We start from the raw sequence: 23,123 nt of genomic DNA on the forward strand, positions 1-23,123 counted from the left end.
TAATTCACTAAAAATATTAAGTTATTGATTTTAATTTCTTTTTCTTGTTAATAATTTTATTGGTGTCCCTTCAAAACAGAAAGCGTCTCTTATCCTATTTTCAAGGAATCTCTCGTATGAGAAATGCATTAATTCAGGATAATTGACAAAAAATACAAAAGTAGGTGGATTAATAGCAACTTGAGAAGCATAAAATATATTTAATCTTTTGCCCTTATCTTGCGGAGTAGGATTCATAGTTACAGCATCTACAACTACTTCATTTAATGTTGATGATTGTATTCTTCTGTGTCGATTTTCATAAGATTCTTTTATTAATGAAAATAAATTAAATACTCTTTGTTTTGTTTTTGCAGAAACAAAAATTATTTTTGCATAGTCTAAATAAGAGAAATTATCTCTAATCTTTTCCTCAAATTCTTTCATTGTTTTATCATCTTTTTTTATAGCATCCCATTTATTTACAACTATTATTACTCCCTTACCAGATTCGTGAGCGTAACCTGCTATTTTTTTGTCTTGCTCGATTATGCCTTCTTCTGCATTTATGACAACCAAGACGATATCTGACCTTTCAATAGCTTTTAAAGACCTAAGAACTGAATATTTTTCACATGATTCATATACTTTTCCTCTTTTTCTAATTCCAGCAGTATCAATTACTACATATTCTTCACCATTATATTTAAAATCACTATCAATGGCATCTCTTGTTGTTCCTGCTATTTCTGAAGCGATAACTCTATCTTTACCTAGTATAGCATTTATTAAACTTGATTTTCCGACATTTGGTCTTCCTATAAGTGAAAATCTTATTTTATTATCTTCTTCATCTTTTTCCATATTCAAATTATTTTTATAAAGAATTTTACAAACAGCATCTAGTAAATCACCCAACCCTAAACCATGCGAACCAGATATTGGATATGGGTCACCAAAACCTAAAGAATAAAAGTCATAAATCATATAGTTCATATCAAAATTATCAATTTTGTTTACTGCTAAAATTACTGGCTTATCTGTTTTATATAATAATTTTGCAACTTCTTCGTCATCAGGGGTTATCCCATCTCTACCATTTGTTAAAAATATTATAAGGTCTGCTTCGTCAATAGCTAGTTCAGCTTGAGCCCTAATTTGTTTTTGGAAAGGTTTATTTTCTATTTCTATTCCTCCTGTATCTATTAAAAAGAAAGAATAGTTTAACCATTCAGCCTTAGAATATATCCTATCTCTAGTTACGCCTGCCACGTCTTCAACTATAGAAAGTCTATCACCTATAATTCTATTAAAAATTGTAGATTTCCCCACATTTGGTCTTCCTATTATTGCAACTGTTGGTTTTGTCATAATTTTACCTCCTATTCTAATATTAACAAAAAATAATAGTAATAGAGTAGGATTAATCTATTACTATTAATTTTATTTATTAATGAATTATTGCAAAACATTAAATTTATCAGCTAAACTATATTCTGTATCTTCTGTTTTTAGATAAGTAGTATCAAATTCTTCTTCTTTATCTTCTACTTTAACAGGTTTTTCTTGTAGTGCTTTTATTGATAAAGATAATCTTTCTTTATCAAAGTCAACATCTAATACTTTTACTTTAACAATATCATCTTGTTTTAGAACGTTAGAAACTTTTTCTACTCTTTCATGTGAAATTTGAGATATATGTACCAAGCCTTCTACACCTGAAGCAACTTCTACAAAAACACCAAAATCAGTAATGTTTCTAACTTTTCCTTCTAAAGCATCTCCAACTGAAATATTTGCACGAGCAATTTCCCATTGTGTAGGTAATAATGCTTTTATTGATAAAGCTACTTTAACATTTTCTCTATCTAAATCTATAACAATAACTTTTACAGTGTCGCCGATATTTAGCACGTCAGTTATATTTTCAAATCTAGTATGTGAAATTTCTGAAATATGAACTAAACCGTCTATTTCTCCAATATTTACAAATACACCAAAGTTAGTAATTCTTCTAACTTTTCCTTCTAAAACATCTCCAACATTTATTTCTGAAAATATCTTGTCTAATTTTTTAGTTTTTTCTTCTTCTAAAATAACTTTTCTATTTAAAATTATTCTTCCTTTTGACTTATCAACTACTTCAATTTTAAAAGTATATTCTTTGTTTAAATGATTTGATAAGTTTTTAGTGAATTTAGTATCTATTAGTGAAGCTGGTACAAATGCTCTTATACCTTTTAAGTTTGAGATTAATCCACCTTTTGTTAATGCTGATATTTCAGCATTAACAAATTCACCTTTTTCAAATTTTTCAATTATTTCTTCCCAATTTAATTCAAGTAATTTTTTATATTCTTGATTTTCAATAGCTTTTCTTGAAAGATATATAATTCCTGGAACTTCTTCTTCTCTTTTTTCTCTATCTATTCTTACACCTGTTACAATAGTCTCTACTTCTTGACCAACTGAAAGAACTTCTGCTATTTCTTGAACAAATTTTCTAGAAACTTGATTTTTTAATATAACACAGTCATATTGAGCCCCTTTTACATCAACATAAGCCTTATCAGCATCTATCCTATATATAGTTCCTCTTACTCTATCACCTTTCTTTAACATTTCTGTACTATTTAATAATTCCTCAAATGAAGCCGTCATGTTACTTCTTTGTCCTCCTGTTACTCCAATACTAAAATATATTATACAATAAATTAATTATAATGTCACTAATTTTAGCATTTTATTGCTTATATTTTTTTATTTCTTCAAGCATTTTTATCTGATCTTCATCTAATCTATAATTTTTTAATAAATCAGGTCTTCTTAGATATGTTCTTTTAAGACTTTCATACATTCTATATTTTTCAATATTTTTATGGTGCCCAGATAATAATATTTCTGGAACTTCCATCCCTTTAAAATTTTGTGGTCTTGTGTACTGAGGATATTCTAATAAACCAGTAGAAAATGAATCATTTTTATGTGATTCTTCTTTCCCTAACACATTTGGAATTAATCGTGATATACTGTCTATCATAGTCATTGCAGCTAATTCTCCTCCAGTTAAAATAAAATCTCCAATAGATAATTCATCTGTAACTAAAAATTCTCTTATTCTTTCATCATACCCTTCATAATGTCCACAAATAAAAATCAAATGTTCTTCTTTTGATAATTCTTCTGCTTTTTTTTGGTCAAACCTATCTCCTTGAGGGCAAAGTAATATTATTCTACTGTTTTTTGATTTATTTAAACTTTCAACAGCATTAAATATTGGTTCTGGTTTTAAAACCATTCCTTCTCCTCCCCCAAAAGGATAATCATCTACCTGTTTGTGTTTATTATTTGCATAATTTCTAAAATCAAGAGTATTAATTTCTAATATATTTTTATTTTTTGCTCTTCCTAAAATTGAATGGTTAAGACTGTCAAACATATCAGGAAAAAGAGTTAAAATATCTATTTTCATTAATCTAATAGCCCTTCCATTACTTCTATAAAAATTTTTTTATTATTTATATCAATTTCTTTAACAACATCATCAATATAAGGAATTAAATATTCTTTTCCTAAATTATTACTAACAACCCAAACATCATTTGCTCCTGTTTGCAATATTTCAATGATTTCTCCTATTTCATTATTATCATCTCGATAAACTTTACAGCCTATTATTTCATAAAAATAATATTCGCCATCTTCTAAATCTTCTAAAAATTCCTCATCTATTTTTAGTTGTAAGTTTTTAAATTTTTCTGCTTCTTCTATACTATTAATTCCTTCAAATTTAACTAGATAAGCTCCCTTGTGTTCTCTTGCTACTTCTACTACTACCTCTTTTATAGTTTGATTACTCTTTGTTATTACTAACTTAGAACCCGGCTTTAATCTATTCTCTATAAAGTCACTGCTAGATATTATTTTTAATTCTCCTTTCAAGGCATGTGTATTTACTATTTTCCCTACTTTTAATCTCATTATTTACTTCTATGTTTTTATCCTTTCTCTTATTATATTTGATAAATTTTCAACAATAATAATAGATAAGCAAAGTACAATTAATATTGTTGAAGTTTTATTCCAATTCCTAAATTCTATATTATTTATAAGTAATTGACCTATGCCTCCAGCACCTACCATACCTAAAATAGTTGAATTTTTTATATTCATTTCAAACCTATACAGATATATTGATAAAAATTCTGGGAAGCAGCCTTTTAATATAATATTTTTATAACCTGAAAATTTTGATATTCCCATACTTTTAATCGACAGAAAAATATTGTTATCAATATTTTCTAAGACTTCTCCAAACATTTTAGTCATTATTCCTACTGTGTAAAAATAAAGTGCAAAAAAACTACTTAAATAACCAGGCCCAAATCCCCTAAAAAATATTATTGCTACAATTATTGGCGGTATTGTTCTGAATATATTTATTATAATTTTAAAAATCAAGGAAGAAAATATGTTTGATAATCTTGCTACATAAAAATAAGTTATCAATACTGTTGTAGTTGCAGCCAAAGCTGTTGAAGAAAAAGCGACTATAAAACTATCCAACAAAGCTCGTAAAGCTTTTATCAAATATGAAAAATCTGGTTGTAATAATCCAAATAACATATTTTTTAAATTTACTAGTCCAATTTTTATTCTATCTAAACCTATATTTAAGTAATTTGTACTTAAATATATACTTATAAATAAAATTAGAAGAAAAATAAAATTTATTTGAATATTTCTTCTATAATAATTATTTTTATTTACAAAATTAAATTTTTTACTTCTAAATAAATAGCTAATTAAGTCTATTAAAACTATTATTAAAATTAAAATTAAAATTATTAAAGAAACCCTATCATATCTGAGATGATTCAATTCTTTCCATAGCAATTGACCTATTCCTCCAGCACCTACAAGACCTAAAATACTTGCACCTCTTATATTAGATTCTAAAACTAAAAAAAATACACTTAAAATATTAGGTTTTAAATTTTCAAAAATGCCGACCTTATAAATTTTAAAGCGACCAAATCCTAAACTAACTAAAGAATCTATATGTTTTTTATTAATTTCTTCTGAATATTCTTTTAAAATTTTTGAAGATATTAAGATGCTTATTATGTATAAGCATAAGAATCCACTAAAATTCCCAACACTAAAAACACTAACCAATATAGAGGCGATGATTAATGATGGAATAGTTCTAAAAATAGAAAAAATTGCAGAAGTTATTTTTGGTATTGTTTTGTTTTCATAAAGCAAATTATTTTGTAATGGAAGTAGTAATAAGGTTGTAGCAACACCCAATATTGTAGATAGCAAAGCTATGAGTATAGTATTAAGTATTGGCTCATAAATAGCTGATACAAAATATAAATCCATAGGATAAAGTTTAGAAAAAAAACTATTAAGTCTTAATAAACTATTAACAAAATTATTAAAATCAAAAAAACTTATAATTGTAATTAGTGTTATAGCAAAAAAAGAAGTAATTTTAATATAATTTGTTTTTTTCTTATCTATATAATTCTGTAATTTCATTATCAGTTACATCCTCAGTATTTTTATAAAATAAAATATTTCCAGATTTAATACCTATTATTTTATGACTATATTTTTTAGCTATCTCTACATCATGTAAATTCATAAGAATAGTCATATTTTTTTTATTATTCAAAGTTGCAAATAAATTCATAATTTCTTCCGTATTTTTTATATCTAAACTACTAACAGGTTCGTCCGCTAATAATATTGATGGTTTTTGACATATAGCTTTTGCTATGGCCACTCTTTGTTTTTGACCTCCAGATAGATATTTAGATTTTATAAATGCTTCATTTGTTAAGCCAACCTTGTCTAAATATTTTAAGGCTAAATTGTACTCATCTTTTTTATAAATATTAAACAAGATTTCTACAATATTTTTATCTGATAAAAATGGAAGCATAACATTTTCTATGGTATATAAATTATCTAAGATGTTATAATCTTGAAATATAAAAGCTATTTTTTTTCTAATTTCATTTAAGTTACGATTATTTAAAGTATTTATATTTATTTCATCAATACTTATATAACCTGTAAAATTATTTAATTTATTAATACATCTTAGAAGTGTAGTTTTCCCTGCTCCACTTTTTCCTAAAATTACAACAAAATCACCCTCAGTAACATTAAAATTCAAGTTGTTTAAAACTTTTTTATTATTATAATTAACTGATAAATTTTTAACAATTAGTTTATTTTTATTCAAAAAAACACCTCCAAAATCTTAAAATATATTATAACATTTAATTAAATAATTTACACTGAATTTATTTACGAATATTGTAAAAAATAAATATTAATATTATAATTTACTTAGAAAATATTTTAGGAGGAATTTATGAAATTATATTTAGCTGGAGCTTTATTTAATGAAGCGGAAATTATGCAAAGATTAAAAGAAGGAAAGATATTAAAAGAAAAATTTGGAAATAATTTAGAAATATTTAATCCAATAGAACAACCTTTTAATGAAAATAAACAATCACTACCAAGCCCTGAAGAAATATTTAAGGTAGATACATTAGCAGTAAATAATTGTGATATTTTTCTAGCAGATATAACTAATGAAGATAGTGGAGTTATGGTAGAATTAGGTATTGCCATAGCTAACAATAAAAAAATAATCGCAATTAACTCTGACATTAGACTAAAATCTGCAAATAAATATTCTATACCTAGTTATGCAATTAATCATTATGTTTTGGGAGGAATATTGACAAAGGGAAAAATTGTTTTTTCATTTGAAGAGGCTCTTAAAGAAATTGAAAATATATTTAAAAAATAAGAATATAGGAAATATTTTCCCATATTCTTATTTTGTATATTCTTCTACTAAATCTAAAACTTCTTCGGTAGTAGAACATTGAATTGCTTTTTCTGCTAGTTCTTTCATTTTCGTTACTTCAAGATTTTTAATTTGACTTCTTGCTTGTAAGATTGAAGTTGCTGACATAGAAAATTCATCTAATCCCATTCCCAAAAGTAAAGGAATTGCAAGAGGATCTCCTCCCATTTCTCCACACATTCCAGTCCATTTACCTTCTTTATGAGAGGCTTCTATCACACTTTTAACTAATCTTAAAATTGCAGGATTGTATGGTTGGTATAGGTATGATACTTTTTCACTCATACGATCAGCTGCCATAGTATATTGAACAAGGTCATTAGTTCCTATTGAGAAGAAATCAACTTCTTTTGCAAATAAATCTGCAATAACCGCTGTTGATGGTATCTCTACCATTATTCCTAATTCAATTTCATCACTTACTCCTACACCTTCTGAAATCAATTTTTCTTTTTCTTCTAAGAATAGTGCTTTTGCATTACGGAATTCTTGAACAGTTGCAATCATAGGAAACATTAAACACAGTTTACCAAAAACCGAAGCTCTTAATAATGCTCTTAATTGTGTTCTAAATAAATCAGTATTATCTAAACAAAGTCTTATGGCTCTATATCCTAAAAATGGATTCATCTCTTTAGGTAAATCTAAATAAGGTAACTCCTTATCTCCGCCAATATCTAAAGTACGAACAACAACAGGTTTATCTCCCATTCCTTCTAAAACTGCTTTATAGGCTTCAAATTGTTCTTCTTCTGTTGGCAGTGAATCACGTCCCATGTATAAAAATTCTGTACGGTATAAACCAACAGCTTCGCCACCGTTATTTTTAACACCATCTAGGTCAGCAGGAGTTCCTATATTTGCAGCTAAAATTACTTCATGATCATCTTTACTAACAGTTTTTTCATTTAATAATTTAGCCCATTCTGCCTTTTTAGATTCAAAATCAGTTTCTTTTACTTTATAATTAGAAATTAATTCTTCTGAAGGATTAATTTCTACTATTCCGTTAAGACCATCTATTATTAGAAAATCTCCATTCTTTACTTGCTCCGTTATATTTCCCGTACCTACTACTGCAGGTATTTCTAAAGAACGAGCCATTATAGCTGAATGAGATGTGCGCCCTCCAATATTAGTTGCAAAACCTTTTACAAAATTTCTATTTAATTGAGCAGTATCAGACGGAGTTAAGTCTTCGGCTATAACAATAACTTCTTCTTCAATTAAACTTGGGTTTGGTAAATTAACACCCAACAAATAAGCAAGTAATCTCTTAGAAACATCTCTTATATCGGCTGCACGTTCTCTCATATAATCATTATCCATCGATTCAAACATATGAATAAACATATCGGAAGTTTCTTTTAAAGCATATTCTGCATTTATCTCTTTAGAAACAATATCCGTTCTAACTGTTCCCATAAATTCTGGGTCATCTAAAATCAGTAAATGGGCTTCAAAGATAGCCGCCTTATCTTCTCCAAGATTAACCAAGGCTTTATCTCTAATTATTTCTAATTCTTTTTTTGATAATTCTACCGCTGCATCGAAACGAGAAATTTCTTCTTCAGTATCTTGAATTTTTCTTTCGATTACTGTTAAATTTGGTTCAACAAAGATGTATGCTTTAGCAAAAGATATACCTTGTGATGCGGCAATACCTTTTAATTGTAACATACTATATTAATCCTTCTTTCTTCAATGTTTCTTCAATAGTATTCAGTGCTACTTCTTCATCTGAACCATCAGCATAGATTGTAACAACTGCATCTTTAGCAACACCAAGACTCATAACACCCATTATTGATTTTAAATTAACTCTTCTTCCTTTAAATTCTAATTCGATATTAGATTCAAATTTAGAAGCTGCTTGCACCAAGAGTGTAGCTGGTCTGGCGTGTATTCCTGTTTCATCAACAATTTTATATTCTCTTTGTAACATAATAAAATTCTCCTTATATATTATATATTTTACATGATTATAATAGCACATACCTTTAATATTTACAAGTCTTTTACAAGTCATAAAAAGAAAAAATAATTTTTTTTAAGTAATTTTTTATATATTTTAAATCTTTATCGAGATATATATTATAAAATATTATCCCAGCCTTTATTTATAATTAAATTTTATTTTAAATATTAAAGTATTTAAAATAAAATGAAAATAGAATGCAAAATAATTATTTTACACTCTATAAACTTAAAAATATTTTTTACTTAATTAATGATTTGTATTCAAGATATTTTTCATGATTTTCATTAAATGCTTTAGCACTTTTATTAATTTCTTTTAAGTCTACTCCTTGCTTTATAGCTGCAAACACACAACCACAATAACATTGTCTATAAATATTATATTCATCACACATTTCAATAGACCTTTTATAACCATTATTTTTTTTAAAATCAGATGGTAGATAATATATAGAAATTTTTTCTTGTAGTTCGTAGCCACTTTCATTGATTACTTGTGCGTTTTTTTTTGGGACTTAGAGTAAGGGCTGAAGCAAAATAATCAAAATTTAATTCTTGTGCTTTTTCTGCTGTACTGTTTAAACGCATTTCATAACATATATGACATCTTTCTCCACCCTCTTTTTCTTCTTCATAACCTCTTACTGCCTTTAAAAATTTACTTGGCTTGTATTCATCAAAAATAAATGAAACATTATTTCCTGTTTTTTTATTAAAATTATCAATAAAATCTTTTTGAACAAGCATTCTTTTAATATATTCTTCTTTGGGATGAATATTAGAATTTGAAAAAAATATTGTAATATCCGAAAATTTTGATAAATATTCTAAAACATAGGTGCTACATGGTGCACAACATGAATGTATTAATAATTTTGGTCTTATATTTTTTCTTTCCCATTCTTTTATTAATTCTTTTAAAACATTATCATAATTTATTTTTTGATTTTTATGTCTTGTATTTATAAATTGTTTACTATCTATCATTTAAAATTGTCCTCTTCTCCTAAATGTTTATAGGCTTTAAAAGTTGCTTTTCTTCCTCTAAGAGTTCTTTCAATAAATCCTTCTTTTACCAAATAAGGTTCATAAACATCTTCTATCGTTATACTTTCTTCTCCAATAGTTATCGCTATAGTTTCTAGTCCTACTGGTTTACCTTCATATCTTTTTACTAAACACTCAAGTATTTTATAATCAATATTGTCAAGTCCACTTGAATCTACCTGTAATAAATCTAATGAATTAATTGCTAATTCTTTTGTGATAATTCCCTCATTTTTTACTTGTGCAAAATCTCTTACCCTCTTTAAAAGTCTATTTGCTATACGAGGAGTTCCTCTTGACCTTTTAGCAATTTGATAGGTACTCATATCATCAATTTGGCAATCATATATATTGGCACTTCTTTTTAATATTTTTTGTAAATCATCACTATTATAAAATTCTAATCGACAGTGGACTCCAAACCTATCTCTTAAAGGAGCAGTCAAAGATCCAGCTCTAGTAGTTGCACCTATTAAAGTAAATGGAGGTAATTCTATCCTGACACTTCTTGAGTCTTCTCCTTTTCCTATAACTATATCTAGATAAAAATCTTCCATTGCTGAATATAAAATTTCTTCTATTGACCTAGTTATTCTATGAATTTCATCAATAAATAAAACATCTCCTGGTTCTAATGTTGTTAATATTGTTGCAAGGTCGCCAGATTTTTCTATACTAGGGCCAGATGTGTATTTAATATTTACTTCCATTTCATTTGCTATTACTGTTGCTAAAGTTGTTTTACCCAGTCCTGGAGGTCCATAAATTAAACAATGGTCTAAAACTTCATTTCTAATTTTTGCCGCTTTTATAAAAATTTCAAGATTTTCTTTTATTTTATCTTGACCTATATATTGTTTTAAAAATTTTGGTCTTAGTGATTGTTCATTTTCTTCTTCATAAGTATTTGATTGACTTGAAAGCAATCTATCATCCATTACAAAATTTATCCTTTCATTATATTATTTAACACTTATTAATAATTTTAATCCTTGTTTTACAAATTCATCTGCTGTTTTATATTCGTATAAAGATAATTGTTTTTCTATTTTTGATAATTCTTTTTTATTATACCCTAAAGCTTCTAAGGCTAAAATTGCATCTATTAATTCTTGATTTTTATTTGTATTGAAATTATTATCGTTTATAAAATCAATTTTACCTTTTAAATCTAAAATAATTTGTTGAGCTGATTTTTTACCTATACCAGGAAATTTAGTCATGTAATTAACATCAGATTTATCTATTGCTTCAATTATTTCATCACTTTTTGCTCCAGCTAAAATAGCTAAAGCACTTTTAGGACCAACGCCTTTTACCTTTAACAAAAGTAAAAAAACTTCCTTTTGTTCTTTTGTTTTAAATCCATATAGTGTATTTGAATCTTCACGTATTTGTTGGCTGATAAAAATAGTTACTTCTTCAGATATAGTATACTCATAAGGATTAGGAACTAAAATATCATATCCTATATAATTATTTTCTAAAATTATATTTTTGGGGCTTATTTCTGTTACAGTACCTTTTATATATGCGTACATTACTTTCTCCTAATTTAAAATATTACATTTTTAAATTATAACATATTATTTTTTAAATACAAAAATAGTTACGCAATTGCGTAACTATTTTAATCTTCATTATAAATTTTTATAGCTAATAACAAAACGCCTATACATATAAAAGTATCTGCAAAATTAAAAATTGGAAAATCATAACCAAATAAATTAAAATCTAAAAAATCAACAACTTCTCCTGTCCTAATTCTATCTATAAAATTACCAATAGCTCCACCTACTATAAGAGAAAATATTATATAATCAATTTTTTTAAATTTTTTTAAATTTTTAAATAAATAATAAAATATACTAATTAAAAATATTATAGTAATTGATATAAAGAATATTCTACTATTTTCTAATATTCCCCAAGCTGCTCCCCTATTTCTATGTGAAGTTATATAGAAAAAATTATTTATAATTTCTACACTTTCTCCTAAATTAAATTTTGTTAAAATTAAATATTTAGAAACTTGGTCTAGTAAAATTAAAATTATTGATATTATACTTACTATTATCATTCTTTTCTCCTATTTATTTTGTAGCTACAAATTTTATATAGTTCACAGCTACTACATTCTGGTTTTTTTGCCTTGCACTTATATCGCCCAAAATGTATTAGTTGATGATGTAATTTACTCCATTTATCTTTAGGAAATAATTTCATTAGCTTATATTCTACTTGTAAAGGAGAATCCGATTTTCTTGCAAATTTTAATCTTTTTGACACTCTCTCAACATGAGTATCAACCGCTATTGCTGGAATATTAAATCCTACTGACATAACAACATTGGCTGTTTTTCTTCCGACACCAGGTAATTTTATTAAATTTTCTAAATCATTTGGTATCGAATAGTTAAAATCTTCTCTTAACATTATAGCCATATTTTTTATATTTTTAGATTTTGCCTTGTATAGACCTAATGTTTTTATATAGTTTTCTATCTCAGCAACATCTGCATCAGCATAATCATCTATGGTTTTAAATCTATTAAATAATTCTGGTGTTGCTCTATTTACATATTCATCTTTGCATTGGGCTGACAATAAAACTGCTATTAAAAGTTCTAAATTATTAGAAAAGTTTAATTCACAATCAACATCAGGAAAAATTTCATCTAAGTATTCTTGAAAAAATTTTAGTTTGTCTTTCTTATTTATTGAGCCAGTCATAATTTAAAATATCGTCCTCATCTAAATCTTTGCTAATTTCTACGGGTTTATTATTCAAAATACCATTTACATAACTAATATTTTTAGATATTCTAAATGCCTCATTTATTTCTTCTTTTGTGAATTTTTTATCAATCCAAGAAGAAATAATATCCATTTCTTTTGAAGTTAATAATTTATTAACTATTTTTTCTGCTAGTAAGCAAAGTTCTTTCAAGGTGTAATATTTTTTATTTTGACTACCTATATTAAAAACTATGTACTTATTAGAGCTAAGCGAAACTATATTTTTAGAATAAAGCTTGTGGATATTGTTCATAAAAACTTCTTCTGGAATTGACAATTCTGCGGAAAAATTTTTAACATTAAATTGTCTTGTTCCTTGTTGAGAAATATAATTTAGTTGTAGTAAGAAAAATGCTTCTTCTTTAGTTAAATTGTATTTAGAGTAATTAAGTAAAAAATCCTGTTCAACAAACAATCCTTTAAAATCAACATTTTGCATTTTATGGTAACAACCTATTTAACAATCTAGGGAATGGAATTGTTTCTCGAACATGACCGTTGCCAGTAATCCAAGCAACTGTTCTTTCTAATCCAAGACCAAATCCTGAATGTTCTACTGAACCGTATTTTCTCAAGTCTAAATACCAACTATAAGCATCTAAATTCAAATTATGATTTTTTATATTTTCTAATAAGACATCATAATTATCTTCACGCTGAGAACCACCTATAATCTCTCCGTATCCTTCAGGTGCAATTAAATCGGCACAAAGAACAGTTCCTTTATTTACTTTGTCTTCTTTCATATAAAAAGGTTTTATATCTTTAGGCCAATGCGTAATAAAAACTGGCTTTTTATATGAATTAGCTATAAATGTTTCATGAGGAGAGCCGAAATCTTCTCCATATTCTATATCATCAAAACCGTTTTCTTTTAAAAGTGCTATCGCATCTTTATACTTAATACGAGGGAAGGCTCCAGTTGCAGATTTAAGCGATTCAATATCTCTTCCTAAAATTTTTAATTCTTTTTCATTTTTGTTAATAACATCGTTAATTAAATAATTAACATATTTTTCTTGAACTTGTAAACTTTCATCATGATTACAAAATGCCATTTCAGGTTCTATCATCCAAAACTCTATTAAATGACGACGAGTTTTAGATTTTTCAGCACGAAAAGTTGGACCAAAAGAATAAACTTTTCCAAATGACATAGCACACGCCTCCATGTAAAGCTGACCAGATTGAGAAAGATATGCTTCTTCTTCAAAATATTTAGTATTAAATAATTCTGTTGTTCCTTCTGGGGCTAAAGATGTTAAAATAGGTGGATCTAGTTTTAAAAATCCTTCTTTTTCAAAAAAATCATAAGTAGATTTTATAATTTGATTTCTTATTTTTAAAATAGTGTGTTGCTTTTTAGACCTAATCCACAAGTGGCGACTATCTGCTAAAAAGTCTACACCATGCTCTTTAGGAGTTATAGGATAATCCGTAGCAATACTAATAACTTTGAAATCAGATATTTCAAGCTCTATACCTGATAACTCTCTAACATTTTCTTTAATTATTCCTGTAACTTCTAGTGATGTTTCTTGTGTTAAGTGTCTTAATTCTTGATATTTTTGCTCACCTAAAGTTTCTTTTAAAGCAACTCCTTGTATAAATCCAGCTCCGTATCTCAACTGGAAGAAAGCAATTTTACCACTACTTCTTTTATTTGCTATCCAAGCACCAAGTTTTACTTCTTCACCAATTTTTTCATTCAAATTATTGATATTCACAACATTTTCTCCTTCTTTGTAAACTAAATTAATTATAATATATCAAATTTTAAATTACAATTAATATTTTCAATTATTTATTTCATATATTTCATCAAATAAATTTTCTATATATTTTTTATAGTATATTATAGAATTATCAGCATAACATATATAGTCTAAATTAGTATTTTTTTCTAAATCTTTATATAAATCATGGAAACTACTATAATAAGAATAATTTTTGTATCTAACACTACTTTTTTTATTCCTAAAAGAATAAGCAATATCTTTACTAATTTCATTATTAAATACATATAATTTTTTTCTAGAAAAGTTTTTTGAATTTGCTATTTCTTTTACACTATTTATTTTTTTTATTTTTAATATATTATCTGTATTTTTTATAAAGTATATTTTTTTGTTATAAAATTTATTTATGATTAATTTTTCTTTTTTTAGGTTATTATATTTTAAATAAAAAGAATTAGGATTATTTATTATTTCAAATTTATAATATCCCATATTAGAAAAATTTAAAATAAAATATAATTTTTTTAAAAATTTAGAAGTATGTATTAACTTGAAATTTAATCTTATAAAATCTTCATTAATAGTAGCTAACTCTTGTAATATAATTTCTATTGAATCTTTATATAAAGATAAATTGTCTTTAACATAAATTTCATGTAGATTTTTTATGAAAATTTCTAAATTATCCCTAAGGTTTTTTATTTTTAAATTATTATATTTAGAATAAACTTTATTTAACTCTGTTAATATATCTTTAAAATATATTTCTTCTGCAAAAAGTTTTCTAATTTCTAATCCCATTATATGTTTATCGTCAAATATTAAATTACAATCTTCATATTCTTTTTCAATAATTAAATTTAATAAACTTTTATAGTTTGTAACTAAAAAAGACGTGCTTTTAGAAACTTCTAATGCTTTATTGTAATAGTAATTTTCTTTTTTATTTTTAGCTCTAAAATAATCAACTATTACTTTCTCATTATAATCTAAATTTAATTCTGATAAATCTCCCTGTTTTGTTTCTGCAATCCAAACTAATATTTTCATGTATAAAAGTTGATTAATATTAGTATTAAAATCATATTTTTTCTCTATATTATCCAAAAAATTCAAGTTAATATATTCTGAATAATTTTTAATTATTGTATATGAATTGCTATCTTTAATACATTTACTGATATATTTTTCTTCTGGAATAGATGTAATATAAAGATTTTTATTAGAAATATTATTACCACTTTTTATAATTATTTTTCTAAAGCTGATATTATTTACAATAAATAAATCTTCTTTATAATTATTGTCTATAAATATCCCCTTATAATTATTTATAAAAAAATACATATCATAAGAATAGTTTTTCAGCAAATCAATTATTTTTTGATAATTATTCATTGGGAATCTTGCTATTTTTTTTAATATCGTAAATAATAATTCATAAGTTACAAAAGCATCTGTATCTGCCCTATGATAATCTCCATTAGCATTTATTCCTAAATTTTCAGCCAACTCTGATAATTTATAGCTACTTAAGGATGGAAAAAATATTTTACATAAGTCTACCGTATCTATCATAGACTTAGGCTTGTAATATATATTCGCTTTTAAAAATTCTTCTTTTAAAATTGAATAATCTTGTAAAACTCCATGGCAAATTAAACTTGAATTTTTTAATTTGTCATATATTTCTTCTGCCAAATCAGAAAAGCTTTTTTGGTTTTCTAACATTTCATTAGTTATACCTGTTAAATTAACCAAAAAGGGAGATATTTCATTTTTAGGTTTAAAATAATAATTAAATTCACCTATAATTTTCAAATTTTTATCTAAATTTAAAATAGCTATTTGTATAATTTCTTTTTCTTCCGTAACTTCTATATCGACTACTGAAAAAGAAGTGTTTATCATAACTATAACCTCACTTCTTTTTTTATAAATTCTTTTATTTTTTCATTTTTATTTTCTAATATTCCATCAAGTATTGCATTTACTACTATCTTATTAATATCTTTTATCCACGAACCAGGTTTTTTATTTGGAAAAATTTGCATTATTTGTTTATTATCAATATCAATATCAGTAAATGACTTTATTGGTAAATTTATATTTAAAATATCTTCTTCTGTACAAAAATTATAAATTTTAATTATAAATAAAACATCTTCAATATTATTACTATAAAGTATATTTTTTAAAGGTGTATTTTCTTCAAACATTTCTTTAATAGTAATATAGTTTTTAATTTCCTTATACTCATCTTTAGATAATTTTAATTTTTTGACATCAGCAAATTCAATATTATTTTTATCTAACAAATAAAATATTGCCTGCTCAAATTTAAAACAACAAAAATCTGTATATTCTTTAACTTTATTGAAAAAAGGAATGTATTTATTTAATTCACTTTCTATAATAAGTTTCATAGCATGTTTATTTGCACATCCTTGAAATAATTTTTTAAATTCAGCAACTATACGCTCTATTGATATAAATTTTATTAATTCTTTATTTTTGCATATCGCTAAATATGTATCTTGGTCAATACTAAAATTTAATTTTGCAACAAATCTAAAAGCCCTTAACATTCTTAAAGCATCTTCATTAAATCTTTCATTTGCTTCATTAACAGTTCTTATTATTTTATTTGATAAATCAGATTTTCCGCTATACAAATCTAATAAATTTCCATTTTTATCCAGTGTCATTGCATTTATCGTGAAATCTCTGCGTTCTAAATCAGAAGGTAAACTTGTAATAAATTCTACATCTTCTGGAAATCTGTGCTGAATATAATTTTTTTCACTTCTAAATGTTGTTATTTCATATTGTTGCTTATTGAATATAACTGTAACTGTTCCGTGCTTTATACCCGTATCAAATGTTTTTGGAAAAATTAATTTTATTTCTTCTGGTTTTGCTGATGTTGTTATATCTATATCAGAAAATTTTTTACCCAATAGATAATCTCTAACGCAACCGCCTACAAAATATGCCAAGTAACCATGATTTTCTAAAATTTCTAAAATTGGTATTGCATTTGAAAAATTATCTTTAAAATTTTTATCCAAACACTCTTGCATATATTTCCTCTAAGCTAGATATATGATATTTATAATTAAAGCAATCTTCTAACTCTTCACTCGATAAATAAGACATTATTTCATTATCTTTTATTAGTAAATCTTTGAATAAAATTTTATTTTCCCAAGCATGCATTGCCTTAGGTTGCACAAGGTCATAGGCACTTTCTCTTGAAACTCCTTTTTCTATCAATTTAAGCATAATTCTTTGAGAAAATATTACGCCATAAGTTTTATTTATATTTTCTGCCATATTTTCTTCAAAAACTGTTAAATTACTTATTGTATTTATAAATCTTGTAAGTTGGTAATCCATAAGATTAGTTGCATCTGCTGAGATAATTCTTTCTGCTGAAGAATGAGAAATATCTCTTTCATGCCACAAAGCAATATTTTCAAATGAAGTAAGCATGTAACCTCTTAATACTCTAGCTAAACCTGACATATTTTCTGATGATATAGGATTTCTTTTGTGGGGCATTGCACTTGACCCTTTTTGCCCTTTTCTAAAAAATTCTTCGACTTCTCTAACTTCAGTTCTTTGCAAATGTCTTATTTCTACTGAAAATTTTTCTATACTACTAGCTATTAAAGCCAATGTAGAATAATAATGTGCATGTCTATCTCTTTGTAGTACCTGTGTAGAAATTTTACTAGAATTTATTCCAAGTTTTTCACAAACATAATCTTGTATATATGTCGGAATGTTGGCGTAAGTTCCAACAGCTCCAGATATTTTACCAGCTTCTACTTGTTTTGCTGCGATATTAAAACGTTCTAAATTTCTATTCATTTCTTCATACCACAAAGCCATTTTCAAACCGAAAGTTGTTATTTCTGCGTGAACACCATGAGTTCTACCCATCATAAATGTATTTTTATATTGATAAGATTTTTCTTTTAAAACCTCTATTAATTTTATTATTTTAGTTCTTATTATTTCATTTGCTTGTTTGTATAAATAACCGTAGGCAGTATCAACCACATCCGTAGAAGTTAGACCGTAATGAACCCATTTTTTTTCTTGACCTAAAGTTTCACTTGCTGCTCTTGTAAAAGCTATAACGTCATGTCTAGTTTCTCGTTCAATTTCGTATATTCTGTTAATATCAAAAGATGCTTTTTCACGTAATGTAGCAACATCTTCTTTGGGGATTTGTCCTAAGTGGCTCCACCCTTCACAAGCAAGTATTTCAACTTCTAACCAAGCCTTAAATTTATTTTCTTCTGACCAAATTTCTTGCATTTCTTTTGTAGAGTATCTTTCTATCATTTTAATTCTCCTTTTAAATCATCAATATACAAACTATTTTAACAGATATTTTCTTTTATTAAAACAAAAAATAAACAATTTAAGTATTTATTTTATTTTTCTATTTATATCGTACGAGTTTTATTTTGTGAATATTAAAGAATACCACTCATTATCACTTGTTTCTTCAAGTAATTTAAATCCTACCTCAAGTGCTTTTTTAATTAATTCTTCTTTCTTATCTTTGATAATTCCAGATGTTATAAAATATCCATCTTCTTTCAAAAGTTTATAAACGTCATTAAGCATTAATTCTATTATGTGGGCTAGAATGTTCGCCACTATAACATCATAACTTGCAGTTTCATTTTCTAGTAAATTAGCTGCTTCTACTTCTACCCTATCAGAAATATTATTTAAAGCAAAATTTTCTTTTGCAACATTCACAGCCATTTTATCTAAATCTACTGCCTTTAATTTTCCTTTTGTTAAATGGCTAGCTGCTATGGTTAATATTCCACTTCCACAACCAACATCTATTAAGTCATAATCATTTTTTACATACTTTTCTAAATTTTTTATACATAAAGATGTTGTTTCGTGTCCTCCAGTTCCAAATGCCATACCTGGATCAATATTTATAATAAATTTATTATCCGTATTTTTATATTCACGCCAAGTTGGAACTATTACAAAATTTTTTCCTATATCTAACACATCAAAATATTCTTTCCAAGAATTTTCCCAATCTGCATCTTGAATTATTTTAGTTTTAAAACTGTAAAAATTTCCAATATTTATAAATTCTGATAAATTGTTAATTTCTGTTTTTAAATTATTAAAAATTTCATCTGTAAAATTTAATTCATTTATATAGCCTTTGACAATAACTCCTTGACTAGGAAAATCTTTTTTCTCTACACCGACTATTGTTCCAAAATTATCATCTAAATTTTCTGATAAGATAGATGGGTCTTCTACATAAATACCAGTAGAATTATAATCTAATAAAATTGCTTCTATTATTTCGCTCGCTTCTTTTGTAGTATGTATACTAATTTCAATCCAATTCATTATAATTTTCTCCTAAACAAATAATATTAAAATTATAACATTAAATAGACTATTTTTCATAATATTATTTTAAATTCTTTTCATAGATTTAGATGTAATTTCATTATATAATTATATGTGAAAAAATTTTATTAATTTTAGGAGTTACTATTGAATAAAAAAAATTACGACTACATATTAAAAAGTAAATATTCTCCCAAAGGAGACCAAGTACAAGCAATAGAAAAATTAACAGCAGGAATTATTGATGGAGAAAAATATCAAACCTTACTAGGTGCAACTGGAACAGGAAAAACTTTTACCATATCCAATATTATTAAAAATACTGGCAAGCCAACTTTGGTTCTTGCCCATAATAAAACATTGGCTGGCCAACTCTATAACGAATTAAAAGCATTTTTCCCAGAAAATAGAGTTGAATATTTTGTTTCTTATTATGATTATTATCAGCCAGAAGCCTACGTTCCTTCAACTGACACTTATATAGAAAAAGATTCTTCAGTCAATGACGAAATAGATAAACTTAGACACAGTGCGACAGCTTCATTATTTGAAAGAAATGATGTAATAATTGTTGCAAGTGTTAGTTGCATATACGGTTTAGGTTCACCAGAGGAATATCAATCATTGCAACTTCATCTAAGAGTAGGAATGGAAATTTCAAGAAATAAAATATTAGAAAAATTAATTAGTATTCAATATATTAGAAACGACATAGATTTTTCTCGTGGTAATTTTAGGGTGCGTGGTGATGTTATAGAAATTTTTCCAGCTTCCAAAAGTGAAAATTCAATAAGAATAGAAATGTTTGGTGATGAAATAGATAGAATAAGAGAAATAGATTCACTAACAGGAGAAATTTTATATGAGATGGAATATGTAACAATTTTTCCTGCAAGTCATTTTATTGCTGGAGATGAAACTACCAAAGAAGCAATTAAAAGAATAAGAAAAGAGCTAGACGAGAGATTAAAAACATTAAAATTAGAAAATAAATTATTAGAATATCAACGTTTGGAACAAAGAACTAATTATGACTTAGAAATGTTAGAAGAAATGGGATTTTGTTCAGGTATCGAAAATTATTCACTTCATCTAACTTTAAGAGATATCGGTTCTACTCCCTACACTCTCTTAGATTATTTTCCTGATGATTGGTTATTAGTTATTGACGAATCGCACGTAACAATTCCTCAAGTTAGGGGTATGTACAACGGAGACCAAGCAAGAAAAAAAGTTTTGGTCGATTACGGTTTTAGATTACCATCTGCACTAGACAATAGACCCTTAAACTTTAAAGAATTTGAAAAAAAATTAAATCAAGTAATTTTTGTTTCTGCAACACCAGGAGATTATGAATTAGAAATAAGTAACAATATTGTTGAACAAATTATAAGACCGACTGGATTATTAGACCCGATTATAGAAATTCGTCCTGTAAGTAATCAAATCTTTGACCTAACTAAAGAAGCAGAAAAAATAATTAAAAATGGAGAGAAAATTTTAGTAACCACACTAACAAAAAAAATGGCAGAAGCCTTAACAGACTATTTAAAAGAAAATGGACTAAGAGTAAAATATTTGCATTCAGATATTAAAACATTAGAAAGAACAGAAATAATTAGAGATTTACGTTTAAATAAATTTGATATACTGATAGGAATAAATCTTTTAAGAGAAGGTTTGGACATTCCAGAAGTATCTTTGGTTGCAATACTAGATGCAGATAAAGAAGGATTTTTACGTGGCGACAAAGCTCTTCTCCAAACTATAGGACGAGCTGCAAGAAATTCTAACGGTCGAGTAATAATGTATGCAGATACTATTACTCGTAGTATGAATAAGGCAATCAAAGAAACTACAAGAAGAAGAGAAATACAAGAAGAATATAATAAAATTCATAATATTACTCCAAAAACAATTATAAAAGACATAAGTGATTCTATAGGAGTTAAAAAAGAAAAATACAATGACCTCGAAGAAAAAATTGATAAATCAAAAGATAAAACTACAATTTCTGACATTAAAAAATATTTAGAAGAATTAGAAAAAGAAATGTTTACTGCGGCTGGTAATTTTGAATTTGAAAAAGCTGCAGAAATTAGAGATAAAATATCAGAAACTAAAACTAAATATAGTATTGAATAATCTTATTATATGATATAATAACACTTACAACTATAAAAAATTAGGAGAATAAAATGAAAAAAGAAAATATAGCAATAATTTATGGTGGAAAAAGTGCAGAACATGAAGTTTCATTACTTACTGCAAAATCAATAATAAATGCAATTAATAAAGAAAAATATAATATTTCTCCAATATTTATTTCTTATTCAGGGCAATGGGCAAAAGGAAAAAATATTACTGAAGAAATTAAAGATGAAAAAACTTTAATATTTGATAATTTTAATGAAAATATTAGTGAACTACTATTTTATGAAAATAAGAAATATGAGGTTGTATTTCCTGTATTACATGGACCTAACGGAGAAGATGGAACTATCCAAGGATTTTTAGAAATAATGAACCTTGCTTATGTAGGAAATAACGTTTTATCTTCAGCAACTGGTATGGATAAATCGATAATGAAAAAATTATTTGCTAGTGCCAACCTACCTCAACTTCCTTATTATGATTTTCTTGCAGTTGATTGGAAAAATAATAAAGAAGATATTTTAAATAAACTTGAAGATTTACTACCTTATCCTATGTATGTAAAACCAGCTAATCTAGGTTCATCTGTAGGAATAAGTAAATGTAATAACAAAAATGAATTAATAGCAGGCATTAATTCTGCATTAAAATTTGATAGAAAAATAGTTGTTGAAGAAGGTCTTGTCGGAGCAAAAGAAATTGAAGTAGCTGTACTGGGTTATAAGGAAATAAAAGCAACAGACCCAGGAGAAATAATAAATATATCAACAACTGAATTTTATGATTACGAAACTAAATATACAGACGGACAATCAAAAATGGAAATACCTGCACAAATTAACGAAGAATTTTATCCACTCTTTAAAGAAATTGCAGAAAAAGCATTTAGAGTTTTAGACTGTTCTGGTCTTGCCCGTGCCGATTTTTTCTTAACAAAAGACAATAAAATATTTATAAATGAAGTTAATACTATGCCAGGCTTTACCCCATTTTCAATGTTCCCAGCACTATGGGCTAACATGGGAATTAAATATGCTGATTTAATAGAAGAAATTATAAAACTTGCAAAAGAAAGATATGAAGAAAGAAAAGAAATTCAAAACGAATGTAAGTAG

21 protein-coding genes and 1 pseudogene are annotated in these 23,123 nt (G+C 26.0%); 3 read left to right on the forward strand and 19 right to left on the reverse strand.

What is annotated here, in order from left to right:
• Window positions 1-30: 30 nt before the first annotated feature.
• The 6 genes from der to phnC form a co-directional block, all read right to left on the reverse strand.
• Window positions 31-1,350, reverse strand: coding sequence for a ribosome biogenesis GTPase Der (gene der, locus KMP11_RS03900; RefSeq protein ID WP_216280158.1), 1,320 nt, complete (start codon window positions 1,348-1,350; stop codon window positions 31-33).
• A gap of 87 nt (window positions 1,351-1,437) precedes the next feature.
• A complete protein-coding gene (rpsA, locus tag KMP11_RS03905) occupies window positions 1,438-2,640 on the reverse strand; it encodes a 30S ribosomal protein S1 (protein ID WP_215756158.1) in 1,203 nt (400 codons plus the stop codon).
• 82 nt (window positions 2,641-2,722) lie between these two features.
• The gene (gene trmD, locus KMP11_RS03910; RefSeq protein WP_215756157.1) at window positions 2,723-3,451 is read right to left on the reverse strand and encodes a tRNA (guanosine(37)-N1)-methyltransferase TrmD; all 729 of its coding nucleotides are present in this window, start codon (window positions 3,449-3,451) and stop codon (window positions 2,723-2,725) included.
• Window positions 3,451-3,960 carry a ribosome maturation factor RimM gene (gene rimM, locus KMP11_RS03915; protein ID WP_215756156.1) on the reverse strand — a complete coding sequence of 170 codons (510 nt, stop codon included), beginning with the start codon at window positions 3,958-3,960 and terminating at the stop codon, window positions 3,451-3,453. Before rimM ends, trmD begins: the two co-directional genes overlap by 1 nt.
• Window positions 3,961-3,969: 9 nt before the next feature.
• Entirely contained in the window at window positions 3,970-5,526 is a 1,557-nt protein-coding gene (locus KMP11_RS03920; RefSeq protein ID WP_215756155.1) for a PhnE/PtxC family ABC transporter permease, read from the reverse strand.
• A complete protein-coding gene (gene phnC / locus KMP11_RS03925) occupies window positions 5,501-6,238 on the reverse strand; it encodes a phosphonate ABC transporter ATP-binding protein (protein WP_215756154.1) in 738 nt (245 codons plus the stop codon). Before phnC ends, KMP11_RS03920 begins: the two co-directional genes overlap by 26 nt.
• Window positions 6,239-6,370: 132 nt before the next feature.
• Between phnC and KMP11_RS03930 the strand changes: the two genes are divergently transcribed.
• Entirely contained in the window at window positions 6,371-6,817 is a 447-nt protein-coding gene (locus KMP11_RS03930; protein ID WP_215756153.1) for a nucleoside 2-deoxyribosyltransferase, read from the forward strand.
• A 27-nt stretch (window positions 6,818-6,844) separates the two neighbouring features.
• On the opposite strand, the gene ptsP is transcribed toward KMP11_RS03930, so the two are convergent.
• The 13 genes and pseudogenes from ptsP to prmA all read right to left on the reverse strand — a co-directional run bounded on the left by ptsP (window position 6,845) and on the right by prmA (window position 19,851).
• The gene (ptsP, locus tag KMP11_RS03935) at window positions 6,845-8,557 is read right to left on the reverse strand and encodes a phosphoenolpyruvate--protein phosphotransferase (protein ID WP_216280159.1); all 1,713 of its coding nucleotides are present in this window, start codon (window positions 8,555-8,557) and stop codon (window positions 6,845-6,847) included.
• Between the two features lies 1 nt (window position 8,558).
• The gene (locus KMP11_RS03940) at window positions 8,559-8,822 is read right to left on the reverse strand and encodes a phosphocarrier protein HPr (RefSeq protein WP_216280160.1); all 264 of its coding nucleotides are present in this window, start codon (window positions 8,820-8,822) and stop codon (window positions 8,559-8,561) included.
• Between the two features lie 274 nt (window positions 8,823-9,096).
• Window positions 9,097-9,844, reverse strand: a pseudogene (locus tag KMP11_RS03945) (epoxyqueuosine reductase QueH).
• Complete coding sequence (gene ruvB / locus KMP11_RS03950; protein WP_215756149.1) at window positions 9,841-10,842, reverse strand: Holliday junction branch migration DNA helicase RuvB; 1,002 nt, start codon at window positions 10,840-10,842, stop codon at window positions 9,841-9,843. The pseudogene KMP11_RS03945 and the gene ruvB overlap by 4 nt, the downstream one beginning before the upstream one ends.
• A 24-nt stretch (window positions 10,843-10,866) precedes the next feature.
• Complete coding sequence (gene ruvA, locus KMP11_RS03955) at window positions 10,867-11,445, reverse strand: Holliday junction branch migration protein RuvA (RefSeq protein ID WP_215756148.1); 579 nt, start codon at window positions 11,443-11,445, stop codon at window positions 10,867-10,869.
• Window positions 11,446-11,534: 89 nt separating this feature from the next.
• Window positions 11,535-11,984, reverse strand: a complete 450-nt coding sequence (gene lspA, locus KMP11_RS03960; RefSeq protein WP_252344671.1) for a signal peptidase II — start codon at window positions 11,982-11,984, stop codon at window positions 11,535-11,537.
• A complete protein-coding gene (gene nth, locus KMP11_RS03965; protein WP_215756147.1) occupies window positions 11,981-12,637 on the reverse strand; it encodes an endonuclease III in 657 nt (218 codons plus the stop codon). The genes lspA and nth overlap by 4 nt, the downstream gene beginning before the upstream one ends.
• Window positions 12,618-13,142 carry a DnaD domain protein gene (locus tag KMP11_RS03970; protein WP_215756146.1) on the reverse strand — a complete coding sequence of 175 codons (525 nt, stop codon included), beginning with the start codon at window positions 13,140-13,142 and terminating at the stop codon, window positions 12,618-12,620. Before KMP11_RS03970 ends, nth begins: the two co-directional genes overlap by 20 nt.
• 1 nt (window position 13,143) lies before the next feature.
• On the reverse strand, window positions 13,144-14,430 hold the full coding sequence (gene asnS, locus KMP11_RS03975; RefSeq protein WP_215756145.1) for an asparagine--tRNA ligase: 1,287 nt from the start codon (window positions 14,428-14,430) through the stop codon (window positions 13,144-13,146).
• Window positions 14,431-14,499: 69 nt separating this feature from the next.
• A complete protein-coding gene (locus KMP11_RS03980; RefSeq protein ID WP_216280161.1) occupies window positions 14,500-16,353 on the reverse strand; it encodes an exonuclease domain-containing protein in 1,854 nt (617 codons plus the stop codon).
• Between the two features lie 2 nt (window positions 16,354-16,355).
• Window positions 16,356-17,525 carry a CCA tRNA nucleotidyltransferase gene (locus tag KMP11_RS03985; RefSeq protein WP_215756026.1) on the reverse strand — a complete coding sequence of 390 codons (1,170 nt, stop codon included), beginning with the start codon at window positions 17,523-17,525 and terminating at the stop codon, window positions 16,356-16,358.
• Window positions 17,506-18,798 carry an adenylosuccinate lyase gene (gene purB, locus KMP11_RS03990; protein ID WP_215756025.1) on the reverse strand — a complete coding sequence of 431 codons (1,293 nt, stop codon included), beginning with the start codon at window positions 18,796-18,798 and terminating at the stop codon, window positions 17,506-17,508. The genes KMP11_RS03985 and purB overlap by 20 nt, the downstream gene beginning before the upstream one ends.
• Window positions 18,799-18,918: 120 nt before the next feature.
• Entirely contained in the window at window positions 18,919-19,851 is a 933-nt protein-coding gene (gene prmA / locus KMP11_RS03995; RefSeq protein ID WP_253195932.1) for a 50S ribosomal protein L11 methyltransferase, read from the reverse strand.
• 174 nt (window positions 19,852-20,025) lie between these two features.
• Here prmA and uvrB point away from each other — a divergent pair, with 174 nt between their 5' ends.
• Both uvrB and KMP11_RS04005 read left to right on the forward strand, forming a co-directional pair.
• Entirely contained in the window at window positions 20,026-21,999 is a 1,974-nt protein-coding gene (gene uvrB, locus KMP11_RS04000; RefSeq protein ID WP_371741369.1) for an excinuclease ABC subunit UvrB, read from the forward strand.
• A gap of 53 nt (window positions 22,000-22,052) precedes the next feature.
• Window positions 22,053-23,123, forward strand: a complete 1,071-nt coding sequence (locus tag KMP11_RS04005; protein WP_216279520.1) for a D-alanine--D-alanine ligase — start codon at window positions 22,053-22,055, stop codon at window positions 23,121-23,123.

The sequence above is a fragment of the Gemella sp. zg-570 genome, from assembly GCF_018866345.1.
Lineage (GTDB): Bacteria > Bacillota > Bacilli > Staphylococcales > Gemellaceae > Gemelliphila.

Bases quoted from the DNA above. Each gene is read 5' to 3' on its own strand.
- trmD (WP_215756157.1), bottom strand. From the start codon at position 3,451: ATGAAAATAGATATTTTAACTCTTTTTCCTGATATGTTTGACAGTCTT.
- KMP11_RS03930 (WP_215756153.1), top strand. From the start codon at position 6,371: ATGAAATTATATTTAGCTGGAGCTTTATTTAATGAAGCGGAAATTATG.
- prmA (WP_253195932.1), bottom strand. From the start codon at position 19,851: ATGAATTGGATTGAAATTAGTATACATACTACAAAAGAAGCGAGCGAA.
- KMP11_RS03980 (WP_216280161.1), bottom strand. From the start codon at position 16,353: ATGATAAACACTTCTTTTTCAGTAGTCGATATAGAAGTTACGGAAGAA.
- KMP11_RS04005 (WP_216279520.1), top strand. From the start codon at position 22,053: ATGAAAAAAGAAAATATAGCAATAATTTATGGTGGAAAAAGTGCAGAA.
- ptsP (WP_216280159.1), bottom strand. From the start codon at position 8,557: ATGTTACAATTAAAAGGTATTGCCGCATCACAAGGTATATCTTTTGCT.
- KMP11_RS03920 (WP_215756155.1), bottom strand. From the start codon at position 5,526: ATGAAATTACAGAATTATATAGATAAGAAAAAAACAAATTATATTAAA.
- rimM (WP_215756156.1), bottom strand. From the start codon at position 3,960: ATGAGATTAAAAGTAGGGAAAATAGTAAATACACATGCCTTGAAAGGA.
- ruvB (WP_215756149.1), bottom strand. From the start codon at position 10,842: ATGGATGATAGATTGCTTTCAAGTCAATCAAATACTTATGAAGAAGAA.
- KMP11_RS03940 (WP_216280160.1), bottom strand. From the start codon at position 8,822: ATGTTACAAAGAGAATATAAAATTGTTGATGAAACAGGAATACACGCC.
- ruvA (WP_215756148.1), bottom strand. From the start codon at position 11,445: ATGTACGCATATATAAAAGGTACTGTAACAGAAATAAGCCCCAAAAAT.
- nth (WP_215756147.1), bottom strand. From the start codon at position 12,637: ATGACTGGCTCAATAAATAAGAAAGACAAACTAAAATTTTTTCAAGAA.
- purB (WP_215756025.1), bottom strand. From the start codon at position 18,798: ATGATAGAAAGATACTCTACAAAAGAAATGCAAGAAATTTGGTCAGAA.
- lspA (WP_252344671.1), bottom strand. From the start codon at position 11,984: ATGATAATAGTAAGTATAATATCAATAATTTTAATTTTACTAGACCAA.
- rpsA (WP_215756158.1), bottom strand. From the start codon at position 2,640: ATGACGGCTTCATTTGAGGAATTATTAAATAGTACAGAAATGTTAAAG.
- der (WP_216280158.1), bottom strand. From the start codon at position 1,350: ATGACAAAACCAACAGTTGCAATAATAGGAAGACCAAATGTGGGGAAA.
- KMP11_RS03985 (WP_215756026.1), bottom strand. From the start codon at position 17,525: ATGCAAGAGTGTTTGGATAAAAATTTTAAAGATAATTTTTCAAATGCA.
- KMP11_RS03970 (WP_215756146.1), bottom strand. From the start codon at position 13,142: ATGCAAAATGTTGATTTTAAAGGATTGTTTGTTGAACAGGATTTTTTA.